Annotated in this window: 13 protein-coding genes; 3 read left to right on the top strand and 10 right to left on the bottom strand. The window is 48.0% G+C overall.

What is annotated here, in order from left to right; genetic code table 11:
• Positions 1-71: 71 nt before the first annotated feature.
• From OOK74_RS02445 to OOK74_RS02455, 3 genes are all read left to right on the top strand, one after another.
• Positions 72-1,085, top strand: coding sequence for a Fe(3+) ABC transporter substrate-binding protein (locus OOK74_RS02445; protein WP_274722420.1), 1,014 nt, complete (start codon positions 72-74; stop codon positions 1,083-1,085).
• 84 nt (positions 1,086-1,169) lie between these two features.
• Positions 1,170-2,795, top strand: coding sequence for an ABC transporter permease (locus tag OOK74_RS02450; RefSeq protein ID WP_274722421.1), 1,626 nt, complete (start codon positions 1,170-1,172; stop codon positions 2,793-2,795).
• Positions 2,795-3,826, top strand: a complete 1,032-nt coding sequence (locus OOK74_RS02455; RefSeq protein ID WP_274722422.1) for an ABC transporter ATP-binding protein — start codon at positions 2,795-2,797, stop codon at positions 3,824-3,826. Before OOK74_RS02450 ends, OOK74_RS02455 begins: the two co-directional genes overlap by 1 nt.
• Before the next feature lie 239 nt (positions 3,827-4,065).
• On the opposite strand, the gene OOK74_RS02460 is transcribed toward OOK74_RS02455, so the two are convergent.
• From OOK74_RS02460 to OOK74_RS02505, 10 genes are all read right to left on the bottom strand, one after another.
• Positions 4,066-5,478 carry a phosphoglucomutase/phosphomannomutase family protein gene (locus tag OOK74_RS02460; RefSeq protein ID WP_277206334.1) on the bottom strand — a complete coding sequence of 471 codons (1,413 nt, stop codon included), beginning with the start codon at positions 5,476-5,478 and terminating at the stop codon, positions 4,066-4,068.
• A gap of 113 nt (positions 5,479-5,591) precedes the next feature.
• Entirely contained in the window at positions 5,592-7,997 is a 2,406-nt protein-coding gene (locus OOK74_RS02465) for a glycoside hydrolase family 94 protein (RefSeq protein ID WP_278183057.1), read from the bottom strand.
• 145 nt (positions 7,998-8,142) lie between these two features.
• A complete protein-coding gene (locus OOK74_RS02470) occupies positions 8,143-10,059 on the bottom strand; it encodes a beta-N-acetylhexosaminidase (protein WP_278183059.1) in 1,917 nt (638 codons plus the stop codon).
• Positions 10,056-10,940, bottom strand: a complete 885-nt coding sequence (locus OOK74_RS02475) for a glucosamine kinase nucleotide-binding domain-containing protein (RefSeq protein ID WP_274722426.1) — start codon at positions 10,938-10,940, stop codon at positions 10,056-10,058. The genes OOK74_RS02470 and OOK74_RS02475 overlap by 4 nt, the downstream gene beginning before the upstream one ends.
• The gene (locus OOK74_RS02480) at positions 10,937-12,658 is read right to left on the bottom strand and encodes a glycoside hydrolase family 9 protein (RefSeq protein ID WP_277206331.1); all 1,722 of its coding nucleotides are present in this window, start codon (positions 12,656-12,658) and stop codon (positions 10,937-10,939) included. The genes OOK74_RS02475 and OOK74_RS02480 overlap by 4 nt, the downstream gene beginning before the upstream one ends.
• A gap of 76 nt (positions 12,659-12,734) precedes the next feature.
• A complete protein-coding gene (locus tag OOK74_RS02485; RefSeq protein ID WP_166013593.1) occupies positions 12,735-13,730 on the bottom strand; it encodes an ABC transporter ATP-binding protein in 996 nt (331 codons plus the stop codon).
• 42 nt (positions 13,731-13,772) lie between these two features.
• A complete protein-coding gene (locus OOK74_RS02490) occupies positions 13,773-14,756 on the bottom strand; it encodes an ABC transporter ATP-binding protein (RefSeq protein ID WP_274722429.1) in 984 nt (327 codons plus the stop codon).
• Positions 14,757-14,758: 2 nt separating this feature from the next.
• Positions 14,759-15,784 carry an ABC transporter permease gene (locus tag OOK74_RS02495; RefSeq protein WP_274722430.1) on the bottom strand — a complete coding sequence of 342 codons (1,026 nt, stop codon included), beginning with the start codon at positions 15,782-15,784 and terminating at the stop codon, positions 14,759-14,761.
• Between the two features lie 2 nt (positions 15,785-15,786).
• A complete protein-coding gene (locus OOK74_RS02500) occupies positions 15,787-16,773 on the bottom strand; it encodes an ABC transporter permease (RefSeq protein ID WP_274722431.1) in 987 nt (328 codons plus the stop codon).
• Positions 16,774-16,958: 185 nt separating this feature from the next.
• Entirely contained in the window at positions 16,959-18,629 is a 1,671-nt protein-coding gene (locus OOK74_RS02505; protein ID WP_274722432.1) for an ABC transporter substrate-binding protein, read from the bottom strand.
• Between the last annotated feature and the right edge of the window lie 319 nt (positions 18,630-18,948).

Genomic DNA, 18,948 nt, shown 5'->3' on the forward strand with positions numbered 1-18,948 from the left:
TCAATTGGAAATTTCCATACTATTATATTATTGATAATCATTATCAATAATAAGTCTAAGGGAAACTTTCAATGAAAAAACTGCTCAGCTTATCTGTCCTCACTCTTAGCTCATTGGCTTCTGGTGCCTTTGCTGCTCAACATGTGAATGTTTACTCTTATCGCCAACCATTCTTGGTTGAACCTATGTTTCAGGAGTTCACCAAACAAACGGGCATCAAAGTTAATGTTAAATTTGCCAAAGAAGGCATTGCCGAGAAACTTGCTCAAGAAGGTGAATATAGTCCTGCCGATGTGATCTTAACGGCTGAGTTTAGCCGTCTGTTTGAGTTAACCGAAAAAGGTCTGACTCAGCCACTTGATAGCCGAGTGATTGAACAGAATATTCCGGCTCAATACCGTGATAGTGGTGATGAGTGGTTTGCCTTGACGCAACGTACGCGCAGTGTCTACTCATCTCGTGAGCGTGTTGGTAAATTAGGTAACGATTTTGATTATATGGATCTCGCCAAGCCCGAGTTTAAAGGAAAAATTTGTACTCGTAGTGGTAAGCACCCATACAATATTGCCCTTGTCGCCTCTATCATTGCGCACCATGGTGAAGCACAAGCCAAAACTTGGCTAGAAGGCGTTAAGGCAAACTTGGCTCGTAAACCACAAGGTAATGATCGTGACCAAATTCGTGCAATTAAAGAGGGACTGTGTGATCTGTCGTTAGGCAACAGTTATTATTTAGGTGCAATGCTCAATGATGCGCAACAAAAATCTTGGGCAGAAGCTGTGTATATCAATTTTCCTGGTCAAAATGCACAAGGTACTCATGTGAATGTGAGTGGCATGGCAATGGCGAAATTCGCGCCAAATCGTGATAATGCGATTAAACTTATGGAATTTTTAAGTGATGCAACAGCTCAACAAATGTATGCACAAGTCAATTATGAATACCCAGTGAAAGAGGGGGTTCAACGTTCGACTTTAGTGGCGTCATGGGGCGAATTCAATATCGATCAGCTCGCTCTGGAAAAAATTGCAGACTACAACTCGGCGGCTATCAAGCTAATTGATGAAGTCAAGTTTGACCTGTAAGTGAAATCAGGGGTATAAGGTACCCCTATTTTATTTGCGTGATGCAGCGCGTTAATCGCTGTTCAAGCCTTGTATTGTTAGGCAATGAAAGAAAAATATTTTACTTGGAAAATGAGCAGTTTTGCATTGGCTATCCTGCTTATTTTGCCCATTCTCTCGATCTTCTATAGTGCATTTGGTAGCAGTGGTGAGGTTTTTGCTCATTTACTGGCGACGGTAATGCCAACTTATATTTTTAATACCTCAGTGTTAACGGTGGCGGTATTACTACTGACGCTATTGTTAGGGGTACCTTGTGCTTGGCTCATTGCCATGTGTCAATTACCGGGTGAACGCTGGTTACAATGGGCGCTAGTGCTACCGTTAGCTATGCCTGCTTATATTATTGGTTATCTATTTACCGATTGGTTTGATTATGCCGGACCGGTTCAAATCGCTTTACGTGACTGGACTGGCTGGCAAGCCGGTAGCTATTGGTTTCCAAATATCCGTAGTTTAGGTGGTGCGAGTGTAGTGCTCGCTTTGGTTCTTTATCCTTACGTTTATTTACTTTGTCGGGCTGCATTCATGGAACAGAATGTCACGCTGCTTCAATCCGCCCGTTTGTTAAGATGCTCTCCGTGGCAAAGCTTCTGGCGCATCTCATTACCATTAGCTCGTCCTGCTATTGCAGTCGGTTTATCTTTAGTTGCAATGGAAACGATTGGCGATTTTGGCACGGTAAGTTTATTTGCGGTCAATACGTTAACCACAGCTGTCTATGACACTTGGCTTGGTTATTCAAGTCTTAGTGCGGCAGCCAAAATTTCGGCGCTGATGTTAGTTGTGCTGTTATTGTTGCTTAGCAGTGAGCGTTACAGCCGTCGGCGACAAAAACTCTACCAAAACCAATTTAATAGTCATGATGAATATCGCTACACCTTAAAAGGTTGGCGTTTATGGGTAGCTTTAACTTGGTGCTGGGGACTGGTGGCCATCGCCTTTATTGTGCCGTTATTACAATTGATCAGTTACAGTGGGACTTACTTTGCACAAAGTTGGACGGTGCAGTTTAGAGAGTACGCCCTGAATAGTTTTATGGTTTCGATGAGTGCGGCAGTGATTGCAGTATTAGTGGCTTTGATTACCAATTTTTATGTCCGTTTACAAAATAACCGTTCCAGCGAGGTGCTGATGCGTCTTTCTTCGCTGGGCTATGCGGTGCCAGGAACTGTGTTAGCGATTGGTATTTTGGTGCCTGTCTTGGCACTGGATCATCTAATCAATGATATTGCAAAACTGATGCAGTGGCAGCGTCCTGGGTTAATCTTCTCTGGGAGTTTATTTGCGATTGTCTTTGCATTAGTGGTGCGCTTTTCTGCTGTTGCGATTGGTAGTATTGAAAGCAGTTTAAGCAAAATCTCTCCGTCCTTAGACATGGCGGCGCGTACCATGGGGTGTCATGCTAATCAAATGCTTATGCGAGTACATCTACCCCTGATTCGGCGTGGAGCGTTAATTGCGGGATTATTGGTTTTTATTGAGTCGATGAAGGAGTTGAATGCATCGATTCTATTGCGCCCGTTTAACTTCGAAACACTGGCAACTTATGTTTATAGCTACGCCTCCGATGAACGTTTAGAGCTGGCGGCGTTGCCAGCGATTTTGTTGGTGTTGGTGGGGCTGATCCCTCTGGTTATGGTTAACCGTTCTTTGGAGCAAAAGCACTGATGAGCTGTGCGTTATTGATTGAAAACCTGACTTGCCAATATGATTCGCAAACCGTATTGAAATCATTGTCACTACAAGTTAATCCGGGTGAAATCGTTTGTCTGCTGGGAGCGAGTGGTTGTGGTAAAACCACGTTATTAAAATCGATTGCAGGTCTTATACCTTTAGCGGCAGGACGACTGAGTCTTAATTGTGTGACGTTAGATGATGGTGAGCATTGGCTACCACCCGAACAGCGTAATATCGGGATGATTTTCCAAGATTATGCATTATTTCCTCATTTGACGGTGGCGCAGAATGTTGCTTTTGGCTTGAATCGTATGCCGGCGGTGCAAAAGCAGGCTAAAGTCTGCGAGATGCTCTCTCTGGTCCATCTGAATGATTTTGCTGATCGCTATCCGCATCAGCTTTCGGGAGGACAGCAGCAGCGTGTCGCGATTGCTCGGGCTTTGGCCTATAAACCGGATTTATTACTGCTTGATGAGCCGTTTTCAAATATTGATACTCAAGTCCGTCATGAGCTAATGATTGAAATCCGTAAAATCTTTAAACAGCAAGGGGTGACGGCCATTTTTGTCACGCACTCACGGGAAGAAGCATTTACTTTTGCTGATAAAATGGCAGTAATGAATCGCGGTGTCATTGAGCAGTTTGGTAGTGCGGTGGATCTTTACTATCAACCATCGAGTCAGTTTGTCGCTGATTTTCTTGGTGGGGGGAGCTATTTAGAGGCTAGACGGATCAGCGAAACCGAATACCAAACCCGACTTGGGATAGTTGAGGCGATAGCTCGTCAACCCATTGACTTAGCGGCCACCTGTAAATTACTGCTGCGTCCGCAGCAGGTTCAGATCCACGCGGCACAAACTAGCCAAGTGACGGTAACTGAACTGCAATTTATGGGTGACCATTGTCGCTATCTAGTGGACGCCTATGGCACGCAATTGATCGCGACTTCATCACAAGCCTTAGGCGTCGGGCAGGCGGTCGAGGTGCATATTGATACTCAGGGAGTGCTCGCTTTCGCTTAATCTACGCTGGAAAAAAGCCCGGCCAAAAGACCGGGCAAGTGTCGTTCAGTACTGAGGGGACTTAACCTCAGCGATGAGAACCACTCGGTGATATTCCCTTCCTACTTGAAGCTGCTGTGGTGTTGGAGACGTTCGTTCACCCCAATCACATAGTTTGCCTATGCTCATGGGGACTCACTCACTTGCTGCCTACCCGCAGCTCCAAGTTGTTTGGGTATAGTTATAACTAGGCTTATTGGTTATAACGCCAAGAAGGCTTTCATCTGTTGAAGAACACGCTCTGCAGTGGGTTGATCGGCCATTTCGGCAAAAATACGCAGCAAAGGCTCAGTGCCAGAGAAACGGGCAATCACCCAGCCGCCATTTTTGAAATAGACTTTCGCCCCATCTTCGTAACTGACCTTGTCGATTGCAAACTCAAACTCAGGCAGTTTTTTCTCAATGTATACTTTGCGGTAAATCTCATCGCGCTGGGCCGGCTTAAATTTACAATCGCCTTCTGCAGTGTAGGCATAGCCGTAACGAGCGTAGATCTCGCTTAATAGCTCAGAGAGTTTTTTACCGGTGACGCTGATCATTTCAACCAATAGGCTTGAGGCAAACACGCCATCTTTCCCTTTAATATGACCACGGATGGTTAGACCGCCAGAGCTTTCACCACCGATCAGTGAATCGTCCGCTTCCATTTGTGACGAGATGTGCTTAAAGCCGACTGGGACTTCAAAACACTGCTCACCATGATCGGCGGCGATTTTATCGAGTAAGTGGGTGGTGGCAATGTTACGGACGACCGAACCCTTCCAACCTTTATACTCCAGTAGATAGTAGTAAAGCAGGATCAGCACTTCATTCGGATGAATAAAGTTGCCTTGCTCATCAATAATGCCTAATCGGTCAGCATCGCCATCGGTGCCAATCCCCAGATCATAACCTTCATGTTTCACCAAATGTTTTAAACGATACAAGGTGGCTGCACTGGGCGATGGCATTAGCCCTCCGAAATCGGGGTTTTTACCATCATTAATCACATCCACATCACAGCGGCCATTGATCAGTACGGTTTGCAGCGCATTTTTAGCAACGCCAAACATCGGATCGATCAATACGCGCAGATTGGCTTGTTTGATCGCCTCAATATCAATCGCATTAATGATGCTATCGACGAATTCGTTCATCGGGTTGATGATCTTGATCTGCTTATCGTTAACCGCTTGTTCAAAATCGATCCATTGGACATCTTGTTGGCTCATGGTCGCGATTTGCTGTTCAATCTTTTGCGTGATCACTTCATCGGCATCACGGCCACCGCGAATAAAGACTTTAATTCCATTGTAATCGGCTGGGTTATGCGAAGCGGTGATACAAGCTGAATACGCACAATCCATCTCTTTGGCTTTAAACATCACCACCGGTGTGGGTACAAATTTATCAATAAAGCTCACCACAATACCATTCGCGGCTAATACTTCGGCAAACCAGCGTCCGGCTTTATCGGATAAAAAGCGGCGGTCATAGCCAATCACGAAGCCTTGTGCTGCCACTTGTTCATGTTGAATGATGTTCGCCAAAGCTTGAGCCACCAAACGCACATTATCTTTAGTGAATTCCTCACCAATAAACGCACGCCAGCCGCCAGTACCAAATTTAATCATTTTCTCTCCCTATTCCTTTGCCTGTTGTCATTGTCGGGGGCGCTGACAACGGGTTTGGACATAAAACGTTTAGGTATTAGAAAACGGGCACTCAGCGAATGCCCGAAAATCGGTTAACCCAGAATCACCACCACTTGATTGATGCTGCCTGCGGCTTGAACCGGCACAGCACCTTCAATCGCTTGGCCATTGAGCGTGATCGATTGCACACCTTTTGATACGCCGTGTGGGTTTTCCACTTTGATTTGGTAAGTCGCATCACGCCACTCACGAGTCACTTCAAAACCGGGCCATGAAGTTGGGATACAAGGATCAATTTCCAGTCCAGCAAAGCCCGCTTTGATACCTAACATGTAGTTGGTGACCGCGTGATACGCCCAGCCAGAAGTACCGGTTAACCACGGGTGGTTAGCGCGGCCATGATCTTGGTGATCGCGGCCCATAATGAACTGCACGTAAGAGTACGGTTCGGCAATCCGAGTCTCGATGATGTCGTTTTGGTTGTATGGGTTGAGTGCGTCATACAGTTCCATCGCACGATCGCCACGCCCCAGTTTCGCTTCAGCCACCCACGCCCATGGGTTTGGATGCGAGAAGATCGCGCCGTTCTCTTTCACGCCTTGGTAAACACGAGTCACGAAACCAATGTCATCATTTGGCGTTGCGAATGAGGGGGCATTCAGATGTAGGCCGTATTTGGAGAACAGATATTGGTAGACCGCATCCATCGCTTTGATGCCGCGTTCATGGCTGACTGTGCCAGAGAGCACCGCCAATGAGTTAGACTCTAAGTGCACCTTACCTTCGACTTGATCAAAGGTACCGATCTTGTCACCATTTTTGGTCAGGCCACGGATGTACCATTCACCTTGCTCATCCCACAAGTGAGTTTCACATGCATTACGCACACCGTCCGCCATCGCTTGATACTTGTCGGTCGCCGCTTGATCATTACGATAACGTGACAGCTCAAGGAACGCTTCCAATGCCCAGAAATGTAGGAACGAGACCATAGATGACTCACCGCCACCTAAGTTTAAGCAGTCATTCCAGTCGGCACGTAAGCCTTTACAAATCCCGGTTTGGCCAACGTATTCAGCCGAGAAGTCCAATGCGGCCATCATATGCTGATACACACTAGCGTTACCGCCATCAGCATAAGGGATCTCTTCATCGATAAACGCAAAATCGCCGGTTTCTTTCACATAGCTGAGGATGGTCGGCACTATCCACAGGTGATCGTCCGAGCAGGTATCTTTGATGCCGTGGATCTTGTCGTCATCCGATGGGGTTGGTACCACGGTAGGTGATTTAGACGGTTTGACATCCGCTTTCGCCGGATCGAACCAATCAGGATCAAACAAGTGCAAGCCATAACCCGCTTTCACTTGGCCGCGCAGTAGGTCAACCAAGCGTTTACGCGTCATGGTTGGGTTAGTGTGCGGGACGGAGATCGCATCTTGCGCGGTATCGCGGTAGCCAAGACCGGTACGGCCGCCAACTTCAATGAAAGAAGCAAACCGTGACCATACTACACAAGTTTCTGCTTGGTAGAGGGTCCAAGCGTTGATCATGGTATCCAGTCCTGGATTTGGCGATTTTACTTGGAACTTAGCACAGCGCTCATCCCAGTGGGCTTTAATGCCGGCAAACGCTGCATCGACTTGAGTGAGGTCTTGGTATTTGGCACGCAGTTTCGCACCATTACCTTTACCAACCCCAAGAATTACCGCGAAGCGTACTTTTTCACCAGGTTGCAGCACAAATTGTTTATGCAGTGCGCCACAGTGGTTGTAGCAGGTTTGCGCGCTGTTAGAGCATCGACCTTGGGCAACCGCAATTGGGTTAGCTTCATCACGGTACATGCCAAGGAACTGGTCACGTTGACCGTCGTAGCTGTCGGCATCAAAGGTTGCAGTTAAGTAGTAGAAACCTAAGAAATCATCGGTGTTGTAATACAGATCATATTCGATCACGCCATCTTGGAACGAAGTGCCCGCAGAGTAGAGTGACATCTGGTGGTTTTGGTTATCCGATTTGATGTGGCTGAAAGAGAACTCAACGTAGTTAAACGCACTGATGGTACGCACTTCATTCGAGGTGTTTTCAATCACCACATCCCATACTTCGGCATCTTCACCTTTGGGGACGAACAGCGTTTTAGTCGCGTGGATCCCGTTGTAGTCACACTTGAATTTTGAGTATGACAAGCCGTGACGCACTTCGTATTTGGCTTGCTCAAGGCTTTTCGCCACTGGTTGCCAAGATATTGACCAAAAATCACCGCTCGCATCATCACGCAGATACACGTAATGACCAGGGCGATCTTGGGTAAAGTTAGGGCGGAACTTGGTCACGCGATTGTACTCAGGCGAGTGGTAGAACGAATAACCTCCCGCGTTATGAGAAATCACAGTACAAAACTTTTCTGTACCGAGATAGTTAGTCCAAGGGGCGGGTACGTCAGGGCGAGTGATGACGTATTCGCGTTGTTCATTATCGAAATAACCGTATTTCATGGTGCTTTCCTTTTAAACTAGCTGCGTTGGGCAGCTAAAACCTATGCTAGTGAAAACTTATGCTGAGTAAAAATTTATGCTGAGTAAAAAAAGGGTTGATAAGCCCACGACAATTCGAGACAACTCACATCGTCGTGGTCTTTGGTTACTCTTTCCAAGGTGCGCGATAAGTGATGTTTTGCTTATCGAGCAGCGGCAAATGCCCCTTTAGGCGCGCCAAATAATCTAACCAGTTACGTTGCGATTTTTCGGTCCAGCCCCCCTCGGCTAAAGCGGTTAAACGCGGGTAGAGCATATATTCCATCCGCTCAGGGTTATTGATCAGCTCACACCACAAGGCGCACTGGGTGCCGAGGATCCGTTTGCGTAGTGGGTCATCGATTGCAATATCGGCCAGCGGTTCATAACCGTAAGCACGCTCTAGCGGTGTGACGCCAGCCCAATCCACGCCCAGCTCTTCTGGGGCGAAATCTTGGGTCATATCGAGATAAGTGAATTGCCCTGGTTGCAAGATCACATCAAAGCCAAGCTTGGCGCATTGCAAAGCCGCCTGTTCGGATAACCAAGCGTAAATGATGGTGTCTTTGCTGACTTTATCGCCATGGTGGGCCTCTTCCCAGCCCACCATGCGCTTACCCAAACTTTTCAGTTTCTGTTCGGCATAACGCAGCAGGTGGCCTTGGAGCTCTTTGGGATCGGTATAACCTTGCTGTTGCATTAACGCTTGGCATTTAGGGCTATCGACCCACACGCCATTAGGAACTTCGTCGGCACCAATATGGATCAACGGACTTGGGAACAGATCGGCGACTTCTTGCAGCACAATATCTAAAAATTGATAAGTTCCCGGTAAAGCTGGCGAGAGCACATTATCGGTATAGTTTTGAATACTGCGATATTGAGAGCGATCTTCATCGTCGACTAACCATTCCGGCAGCGCTTTAATCGCGGCTCGGCAATGGCCAGGAATATCAATCTCAGGAATAACCGTGATACCGCGTTGCTCGGCATATTCGATCACTGAGCGGATCTCATCTTGGGTATAAAACCCGCCATGCCGTTCGGTCAATAAACTGTATTGAGGTTCGAGCACTTCATCCATACCGCGCCATGCGCCGATAGCGGTTAATTGAGGCAGGCGTTTGATCTCAATGCGCCAGCCTTCATCATCGGTGAGGTGCCAATGGAACACATTAAATTTGTAGTGTGCCAGTTGGTTGATCACTCGTTTCACTTGTTCTAACGAGTGAAAATGGCGTGCGCAATCGAGCATCATGCCGCGATATTTGAAACGTGGCGCATCGACGATTTTGACCAATGGGAAGCGTAAGTGGTCCGCTTGAGGCTGGGCCAGTTGTAATAAGGTGGCGCTGGCATGAATAAAGCCGCTATGGCTGCCTGCTTCAATGCTGATCCCTTGCGTATCAATCTGCAGTTGATAGTGACCGTCATCGAGAGTGGGATTGCTGCGATAAACAATATCACTGTGCCCAATCGCACTTAGGCCAACCCCATGTAAAGTTTGTAGTTCTTCAGCGAACCAGTGCGCGGCACGCTCAGCCAGATCGGAGTGCAAAGCGATCTGACTCGAACTGCTGATAACAAACTCGCCCTTAACTCGTTGCAGTGAGTTGGGCTTGGGGATCACGCACAGCTCGGCTGCGGTCACCGCAGGGATCTGGCTGCGCTCACGGTATGGAGAGGCGAGTACGATCGGGTTAACCGCCACTTCGATGCGTTCTGCCGATTGTCGGTCATTACGTTGTACGAAAGCGTGGGCGATACCATTGTCATAAAAATGATACGGCGCGGTTTTAATGATGAACTCACAATAAAAGTGACCATTGGCGGGCAGCACAGGCTCAGTGGGCACCAGTGAACATAAGCTGCCGACTTGGGTCAGTTGACCATGGGAGACGCTGGCTGGCTGAATATAGCGGTCAATCACAAAGTGCAGTGACCAGTCATGCAGATCTTGATCGCTCAAATTGTGCAAGGTTAAGCCAAAACGACAATCTGGCTGTTGTTCGGAGAGCACCGCAAATTCAATTCGATAACTCATAAACCATCCTTATACAGGTTGTGCTCGGGTTTTCCGGCAAACATTAATCCACCTTCGATAGCATCCGCTTGGGGGGCGACTAGCCATTGTTGGACTGGTGGCGATAACCAATCATGCAGGCGTTCAGCAATGCTACCCATCAGGCAGATCTGCTCTGCGCCTTTGCGATGCAGCGCGATTAGTAACATTTCGATATCCGCCGCCGTTTGCTTGAGTAGCTCGATCGCGAGCTCATCTCCGGCATACGCATGGCTGAAAATTTGTGGTGAAAACTGGGCATAATCGCAAGGTAGTGCGGTTTTGGACCAAGTGACGATCGCATCCAGATCATGTTGAAAATGGTCCATCACCACTTCACACAGTGGAGTGTGTGGGCGGATCTCATCTTGCGCGAGCAGAACCTGCTGAATGAGGCGCAGCCCCATTACGGCACCGCTGCCTTGATCTGAGATGGGAAATTCACGACCGCCGACCACATATGACTGACCATGTTTAAGCAGTAAGCCACATGACCCAGTACCCGCTATCATGATTGCTCCGTCATGGCCCAAATGTGCACCAAGGCAAGCGCCATAAGCATCCGTGTTTAGGGTCATTGAAGCAAAAGGGTGGGCTTGTTGCATAAAAGCATGCCATGCGTTTTTTTGTTCTGCGCCAGCTAACGCCAATCCAACATGCATGTTAGCGAATGCCTGCTCACTTAATCCACCTTGCTGGGCCGCGAGAGTAATGGCATCGATCACCGCTTGCAGCGCCCGATCGACCCCTAACAAAATGTTGGCGCTGCCACTTTTCGCTTCGCCGATCGATTGACCTTGCGCATCGCGGATCCTGGCTCGACAAGAGGTGCCGCCACCATCAACTCCAACGTAGTAAGTCATTCGGTCACCTCCGCAGTGGTGAAGTGATCAAATTGAGTCATGATCGCCAGCAGATACCAAGCACCATGCGGGATCCACTGTTCACCCCAGCGCCAGTTTTGCAGCAGATCGTGTTTTTGCTCATCAGGGTTGAACGCGATATCGCGCGGATCATCAAATCCGGCGGTGATCCCGTTACACACCCCGCCTTTGGCATTGAAAAAGCCCAAATGAGGCAGATAGTCTGGGTTATTTTGGCCATGACCATCGAGCATGCACATGTCGTAAGGGTTAAGGCCAACAATCCAGTTCAGTGCATTTTGTGCCCAAACTTGCAGTGATTGGGCAACGCTCGGCGTCAAATGAGGCTGGGCGAGGTAGGCCATGCTAGCCAGTGAGGCTAAGCGGGCATTTTCACCTTGCCACCAGTAACCACTCTCGTTGTCTTGTGCGATAAAAAAGCTGCTGCGTTTTGGGCTAGTGACGCCTTTCACGTACTGGCGTGGATAACCAAATGGGTTGGTGACTTGCGCGGTGATCGTCAGTTCAAATTGACAAGCTTGCTCGACCACGCGTTGCTGCTGGGCATAGTAAGCGGTATCGGTTTCGATATTGAGGTATTCACACAGGGCAATGACCGGTAGGCCCGCATCGGAAGGATGAAAGTAAGGGCGAACTCCATCACAGGTCGCCGACCAGTAATGGGTCATTTGCTGATCGCAGGTTTGACGCTGAGCCAAACGCTGTGCCCATTCACGCGCTTGCGTGAGATATGCATGGTTGTCGGTGCTACGGTACAGCTCACAACAGGCGAGAAGTGCGCAATATTCATCAATGATGTTTTCTACTCCATCATCGAGATATTGGCTATTGTGCTGTTTAAGGTGCCAATAACCCGTTTCTGCCGCCTGTAAATATTGCGTTTGGTTAAACTCACCATGGGTATCTAAGCGTGCTGCCGCGGCGAGCGCAGCAATCGCGATTCCGCCACCTTGACGAAATCCAGCTTGATAAGCGGCAGATTTATCGCCTTTTTGCGTCGCATAAGCGCAAATCTCTCGCTGTTTAGTGTCTTTGCTCCAGCGATCAAATACCGTCATATAGAAAAAGCCTGCCGAATCTTGCATTCGGAGCAAGAAGTCAGCGCCAAACAAGGCTTCATCGGTTAGGCGCGTGCGAGAAAATGGCGCAAAATCCGCGTGGTGTTGTAACACCGCTAGCCCTTTGAGCATGTTCCACACCACCATAGGTGTTTGCTGTGGATTCAAATAGTTAGCGTAAGAAAGGTGACTGAGATACTTACTGACGTCACCGGAAGCATCGTACCAGCCGCCATGCACATCGGCAGTGGTTGATGTGCCGAGCAGCGGTACGTGCTTGTCTTGTTGATCAAACTGCCCTGAGCAGCGCTGCGATTTGAAGTAGTGCAGCACATCGGAAAAGGTACGCTGCATCAGCACGCCTTGCCCAATGCTAAAGATGGCAGATTGAGTGTGCTCAAGGCGCAAATAGTAGTCGCCTGGAGTGGTAAAATCGGAAAAATCGATACGATGAAACTGTCCCTGATGCCAGCTATCCACGCTACCGTGCTGCTCGATAACAAGCGTGGCAACGGTTTGATGGCTACGAGCGCAAACCAAAAGCACACAGTCATCCATTAACTGTGTTTGGCCACATAGCAAAACTGCTTGCTTGGCACCTTTGGTTTCATAGCCAATGTGGTTGGTCAGTAACTGCATTCATGTTCTCCACTGGATGGATGGAGCTGGCTCCTGGCAGGATCAGGAGCCAGCTCGGTGGTTATTTTTGAGCTTGTTATTTTTCGAACAGATAACAACGTACAAAGTGGTTGTCAGAGAGCTGAGTTACTTCCGGTAGCGCTTCACGGCACTTCGCACTGGCGTGTAAGCAGCGTCCAGCGAAAGGACAGCCGACAGAATCTGGCGTCCACAACGGGATCTCACCTTTATTGCCTTCCAGTTTTTCATGGATGGATTTTTTCGGATCCGGTACGGCAGAAACCAGCAGTTTGGTATAAGGATGCTGAGGATCGTGAATGATCGCATCGGTATCCCCCCATTCCACCATGTGTCCGACATACATCACCGCCAAGTCTTCCGCGATGTAACGTGCGGTGGCGATATCGTGGGTGATGTATAGCAGCGACATCTGCCGCTCAAACTTCATCTCTTCCATCAGGTTGAGAACGCCCGCTCGAATCGACACATCCAGCATTGAGGTTGGTTCGTCAGCCAGTACCACTTCTGCGCCTACCGCAATGTTACGTGCCAAGTTGACCCGCTGCCGTTGACCACCCGAGAGTTGGTGTGGGTATTTGGCTGCCGTTTCTTTTGGTGGGATAAGGCCCACTTGCTCCAGCAGTTCATAAACCCGCTCTTCTAGCTCTTTTTTATTGCCCGGTGTGACCTTTTTGTGGATCAACAGGGGGCGAGCGATATGGTGGAAAATGGTATGGGTTGGGTTGAGTGAGCCAAACGGATCTTGCCATACCATCTGCACACCTTCGCGGTAGTGCATCAGATCGTCACGTGATGTGATGTCTTGAATGTCACGGCCTTTGTACTCAATGGTGCCCGAGGTTGGCGCGTACATCTTGGCGATCATTTTGGCGGTGGTCGATTTGCCTGAGCCTGACTCACCTACTACCGATAAACCGCGGCTTTTGTACATTTTGAATGACACGTCGTTAATCGCACGCATCATAGGTTGTTTGAGTGCGTTACTGTTGATCGGAAAATCTTTAACCAGATTTTTCCCCTCAACCAGTAATTCGCCAAATGATTTGCTCATAATTGTCTCCAGAAATTCTTTGCTACTGCTTAACCTTGCGCCTTAAGCTTTGATGGTCGCATTCGGTTGGGCGTAGAGATGGCAATTAGAAAAACGGCCATGCTCAATTTGACGCAGTGCGGTCGGTATCTTAGTGCAAGCCTCATGAACTCGGTCACAGCGAGCTTGGAAACGGCAACCTTGTGGAATTTCCAGCAGGTTGAGTGGGTTTCCAGGGATCCCTGTGAGCTTGGTTTTGGGTCCGGTTAACGGTGGAAAAGAGCTACCAAGACCTTTGGTGTAAGGATGGAAAGGGCTTTCCAGAATCTGTTTTGAAGGAGCAACTTCAATCAATTCACCTGAGTACATGATGCCGATGCGGTCAGAGAACTCGACCATCAGTGACAAGTCATGAGTAATAAATAAGATAGAGAAACCAAATTCTTCTTTTAACGCATATATTTTTTGCAGAATTTCACGCTGTACCACCACATCTAAAGCGGTGGTCGGCTCATCCATAATGATCATTTTCGGATTGAGCGCGAGAGCAATAGCAATCACCAAGCGTTGTCGCATACCGCCCGAAAACTGGTGCGGATAGTCATTGAGTCGGCTGGGATGGATATCGACGATCTCTAACAGACCTTCTGCGCGCCGTTTTGCTTGTTCACGTGTCATGTTGGTGTGACGCATGATCACATCGCAAAATTGCTCTTCCATGGTCAGCACTGGGTTGAGTGCATTCATTGCGCTTTGAAACACCATCGACATTTCTTTCCAGCGGAAGGATTGCATCCGTTCATCGCTGTATTTGAGGATATCTTCACCGTTGAAGATCACCTCACCACCGGTGATAAATGCGGGCGGCTTATGCAGGCGCATCAGCGAGAAGGCGACGGTTGATTTACCACAGCCAGATTCACCAGCCAGACCAAATACTTCGCCTGGGGCTAAATCAAAGCTGACATTGTTACAAGCTCGTACATCACCCGCATCGGTAATGTAGTCGACGCATAAGTTGCGGATTGAGATTAATGGTGCAGTCATGATTATTGATCTCCGCTACAAAGTGCATTTTGTTGTGCTAGGTCTGGTTGACGGGCTTTTTTGTCTTGCTTAGCCAGATTTTTCCAACGCTTCATACCTTTGTGTGAACGCAATTGTGGGTTGGCAATTTCATCAACCGCAAAGTTGAGCAGCGCTAGGCCAGTTACCAGCAGGGTTAAAGAGATACAAGGAGCAAGCAGTTCCCACCAAGCGCCAATCAGCATCGACGATGAGGTTTGTACGTTGTAAAGCATGATGCCCCAACTGATGGTGTTAGGATCGCCCAGTCCTAAGAAGGAGATGGTGGCTTCCATCATGATCGCGTACATCACCGAGCCGATAAAACTAGCGCCAACAATTGAAATTAGGTTAGGTAGAATTTCAATGAAGATAATGCGCCATGACGATTCACCGAGTACTTCTGCGGCTTTTACGAACTCTTTTTCACGCAGTGCCATGGTCTGTGACCGTACGACCCGTGCGCCCCACGCCCAGGAGGTACAGCCAATAATTAACGCAATAGTTAGCGGTCCCGCCTCGCCGATAAAGGCGGCTAATACAAACAGCAGCGGGTATTGTGGGATCACCAGCATGATGTTCATCGCGGCGGTTAGGAAGTCATCGATTTTCCCACCAAAATATCCAGCGGAAATGCCGATTACAGTGGCTAAGAAACACACCGTGATCCCCGCGCCAAAACCGACCGCGAGTGATACACGAGCCCCATAGGCGACTTGTGACCAAACATCGCGCCCCATGCGAGTGGTGCCTAGCACGTGATCTGCTTTTTTAGATATGGCCAGCGTACGACGATCGGTGGCTAAGTTTTCTGCTATCCAACCATCGGGATTAGCTTGTGCAGCTTTGACTACAAACGCAGGGTACTCATGAGGATTACCGGTGCGTTTATCTGGCGCAAAAGAGGTGATAACTGGGGCCGCTAGTGCGATAAACAGGAACATGCTTAAGATGGTGACACCAATCATCGCCATGCGGTTGCCACGTAAGAGTTTCCAAAGTGCTTTCATGATTATTTACCTCCCTTGCGTAAGCGAGGGTCTAGAACAACGTATAACATGTCAGCCAGTAGGTTAAAGAACAGCATGAACAGGGTCATGATAAGTAGCTGGCCTTGTAAAACTTGATAGTCACGAGCCGTAATGGCGTTAAACAGTACAGTACCTAAGCCTGGGTAGTTAAAGATGATTTCAATAATCAACTGACCACCAATCGCCATACCGAGTGACATGGAAAGGGCGGTCACACTTGGCAGTAGCGCGTTACGTGCGGCGTAGTTGAATACCACGCGGTTTTCGCTTAAGCCTTTGCCTTTCGCCATAGTGATGTAGTCTTCTGCGAGCAGGTTAATCATGTTGTTACGCATGTTGACTAAGAAACCGCCGATTTGCACAATTGAAGCACAGACCAGTGGCAATACCGCGTGATAGCCGACATCTTTAATAAATGCCCAGTTAGTCCAATCGGGTATGGTGCCCGGAGTGTAGGCGTAGCCGGTTGGGAACCAGCGTAAACCTATCGCGAAGGTAAACATCGCCAGCATAGCGATAACCACTTGTGGCACGGCTTGAATAACCAAGGTACCTGGTGTGATGAAGGTGTCATAACTGCTACCTCGTTTCCATGCGGCAAAGATACCGAGCACCGAACCGATAGAGAAAGAGATGATCACCGCCGTACCAGCAAGGAACAGCGACCAACCAAATGCACCACCCAGTAACTCATTGACACTTAATGGGTAAAATTTGATCGAAGTACCCAGTTCCCAAGTCAAGATGCTTTTGATGTATGTCACATACTGAACATACCAAGGGCCATCAACAAAGCCTAAAAGTTGTTTCATGGCTTCGATGCGCTCAGGTGTCACTTGTGCTGTGGCATGAGCAAACATCATAGTTACCGGATCACCCGGCATGGCACGAGGAATAATAAAGTTTAATGTTGCTGCAACCAGCAACGCGGCAAAATAGAACGACAATCGTCTTAAAAAGTAACCCATAACTTACACCTTACTCACCCAGTTTTGTCCTGTCTCTGGTTTCAGGTCTCGCCCCTAGCGAATTTGAGAGCGAGAAATCCCCTGACGACGAGCGCCATATGTTTGCTTAGCAGCCAATTAGCTTAACAACCAAAGGGGATTTAGATAGGCGGCGCACAGCGTGCGCCGCAAGAAATGAACGTGTATTACTTAACTGGTTTCAGATCCAGTACATGCAGTAGACGCTCTGGGATACCAGCCCAAATGCTTGGACGGCCCTGTGGATTTTCTTCACTCCACCAACCAGTAAAGCGAGTGGTGTTGTATTGGTACATCCACGCACCAGACATTACTGGGATAGTTACTTGATTTTCAGCAATAATCTTCTGAATACCGTGTGCAATAGCTAGCTGCTCATTTTTGTCTGCAGTTTTGTAGAAACTGTCGAGCAAGCTGTCGAGTTTCTTATCTGCGAAGTAGTGCATCGCGAAACGAGGCATACCGTCACCAGATTGCAGAGCTGAGTTGTAGCCGCTATTCCAGTAAGTGTGTGGATCAGCACCGTGGAAGTAGTTGGTGTACGCCACATCGTAAGTACCATCCAGCATTGCTTGGTTATAAACCGCAAATTCTGGTGTACGAGCACGCGCTTTGATACCCACTTCTTGGAGCTGTTCAACGGCTAGTTGCACTGTGTTATTAAAGTCAGTCCAGCCGTTAGGTGATTGGATCAGCAGTTCGAAAGATTTGCCAGATGGAGTTTCTACGAAACCGTCACCATTGACATCTTTGAAGCCCGCTTTTGCTAACAGTTTTTTAGAGCCTTCAACGTCATAGGTGTTGAAGCCTTTATATTTTTTGTGGGTCGCTTCATCAGACCATGCTTCGAATGCATAGCCTAGACCTGATGCGAAGTCATTGACAGTACCGCTGCCGTAGAAAGCGATGTCAATGATGGTTTGACGGTCAAGCGCCATTGAGAACGCACGACGGAAGTCTACGTTAGTCAAAGCTTCTTTCTTCGCAGGATCTGGGTTTTTGAAGTTCACCATGAACGACTGAGTACCCGCTGCTGGATACCAGTAGTGGTGATTAGGATTCGCTGCCGCATAAGTGCGATCGATATCTGGAATGAATGAAGAGGTCCAATCCAGTTCAGAGTTTACGATTTTGCCCAATAATTGGTCGTTGTTTGCGATTTGTGGTACACGCAGACAGTCAACCTCTAGGTTAGCGTTATCCCAGTAGTTCGGGTTACGACATTGAATGTACAGCTGTGGGGTGAAGGTATCGATCACGGTGAAAGGACCAGTGCCCACTGGGTTTTCATTGGTGAAAGTGGTTGGATCTTTAACATCTTTCCATACGTGCTCAGCAACGATAGGGATCAATGAAATTTCATAAGGTACGTTAGAGTTTGCTTCCGACAGGCTAAAGCGCACTTGGTACTCGTTTACTTTCTCAACTTTAGTAACCCACTTGTTGATACCACGTTGATCCAGTTCAGGTTTTGCTTTCAACAAATTGAAAGAATACACCACATCGTCAGCGGTGAAAGCTTCACCATCAGACCACTTAACCCCTTTACGGATATCAAAGGTGACACTCATCAAGTCATCAGACATTTTTAAGTTTTCCGCTAAACGGAAGACTGGAGTGTTACCTTTCATTTCATTAAAGACCACCAGTGGCTCATAGATGAAATCTGTAGTGGTACGCAGGTTAGTCGCTAGGTACGGGTTAAAGTTACGTACCATTGTAGGGTAGAAATCTGGCACGATAGTTAGCTCACTACGAGCAAAGGCTGGAGCTGAAACACTGGTTGCTGCTGCGATTACTGCTGCGGCTAGTGCGGTTTTTTTAATATTGGCAAGCATAGCTGTTCCTTACTAGTTGCTTTCATTTCACTAATGGATGGAATGTTATCAATTGATAAACACTCTCCAAGACCTACCTCATGATGATGCCCCGTCGGAGGGAGGGGGTAAATGAGTGGCCTGTAGGCCTTTGGCAGGAGTAAGAAAACACCTTACCAAGAAATTTATCAATTCGATTTCCCGTTAAAAACGTCAAAAGCATTGCTTGTCACGTTATTAACGTCAATATGCCTTGTGGTGAGTGTTTTTTATGCAAAATTTGTTGGGTGATTCGCGTCGCAAAAGCCAAACGGGTTACTGTTGTTAGTTAGTGATTACT

This window comes from Vibrio misgurnus (genome assembly GCF_029635775.1).
Classification (GTDB): Bacteria; Pseudomonadota; Gammaproteobacteria; order Enterobacterales; family Vibrionaceae; genus Vibrio; species Vibrio chanodichtyis.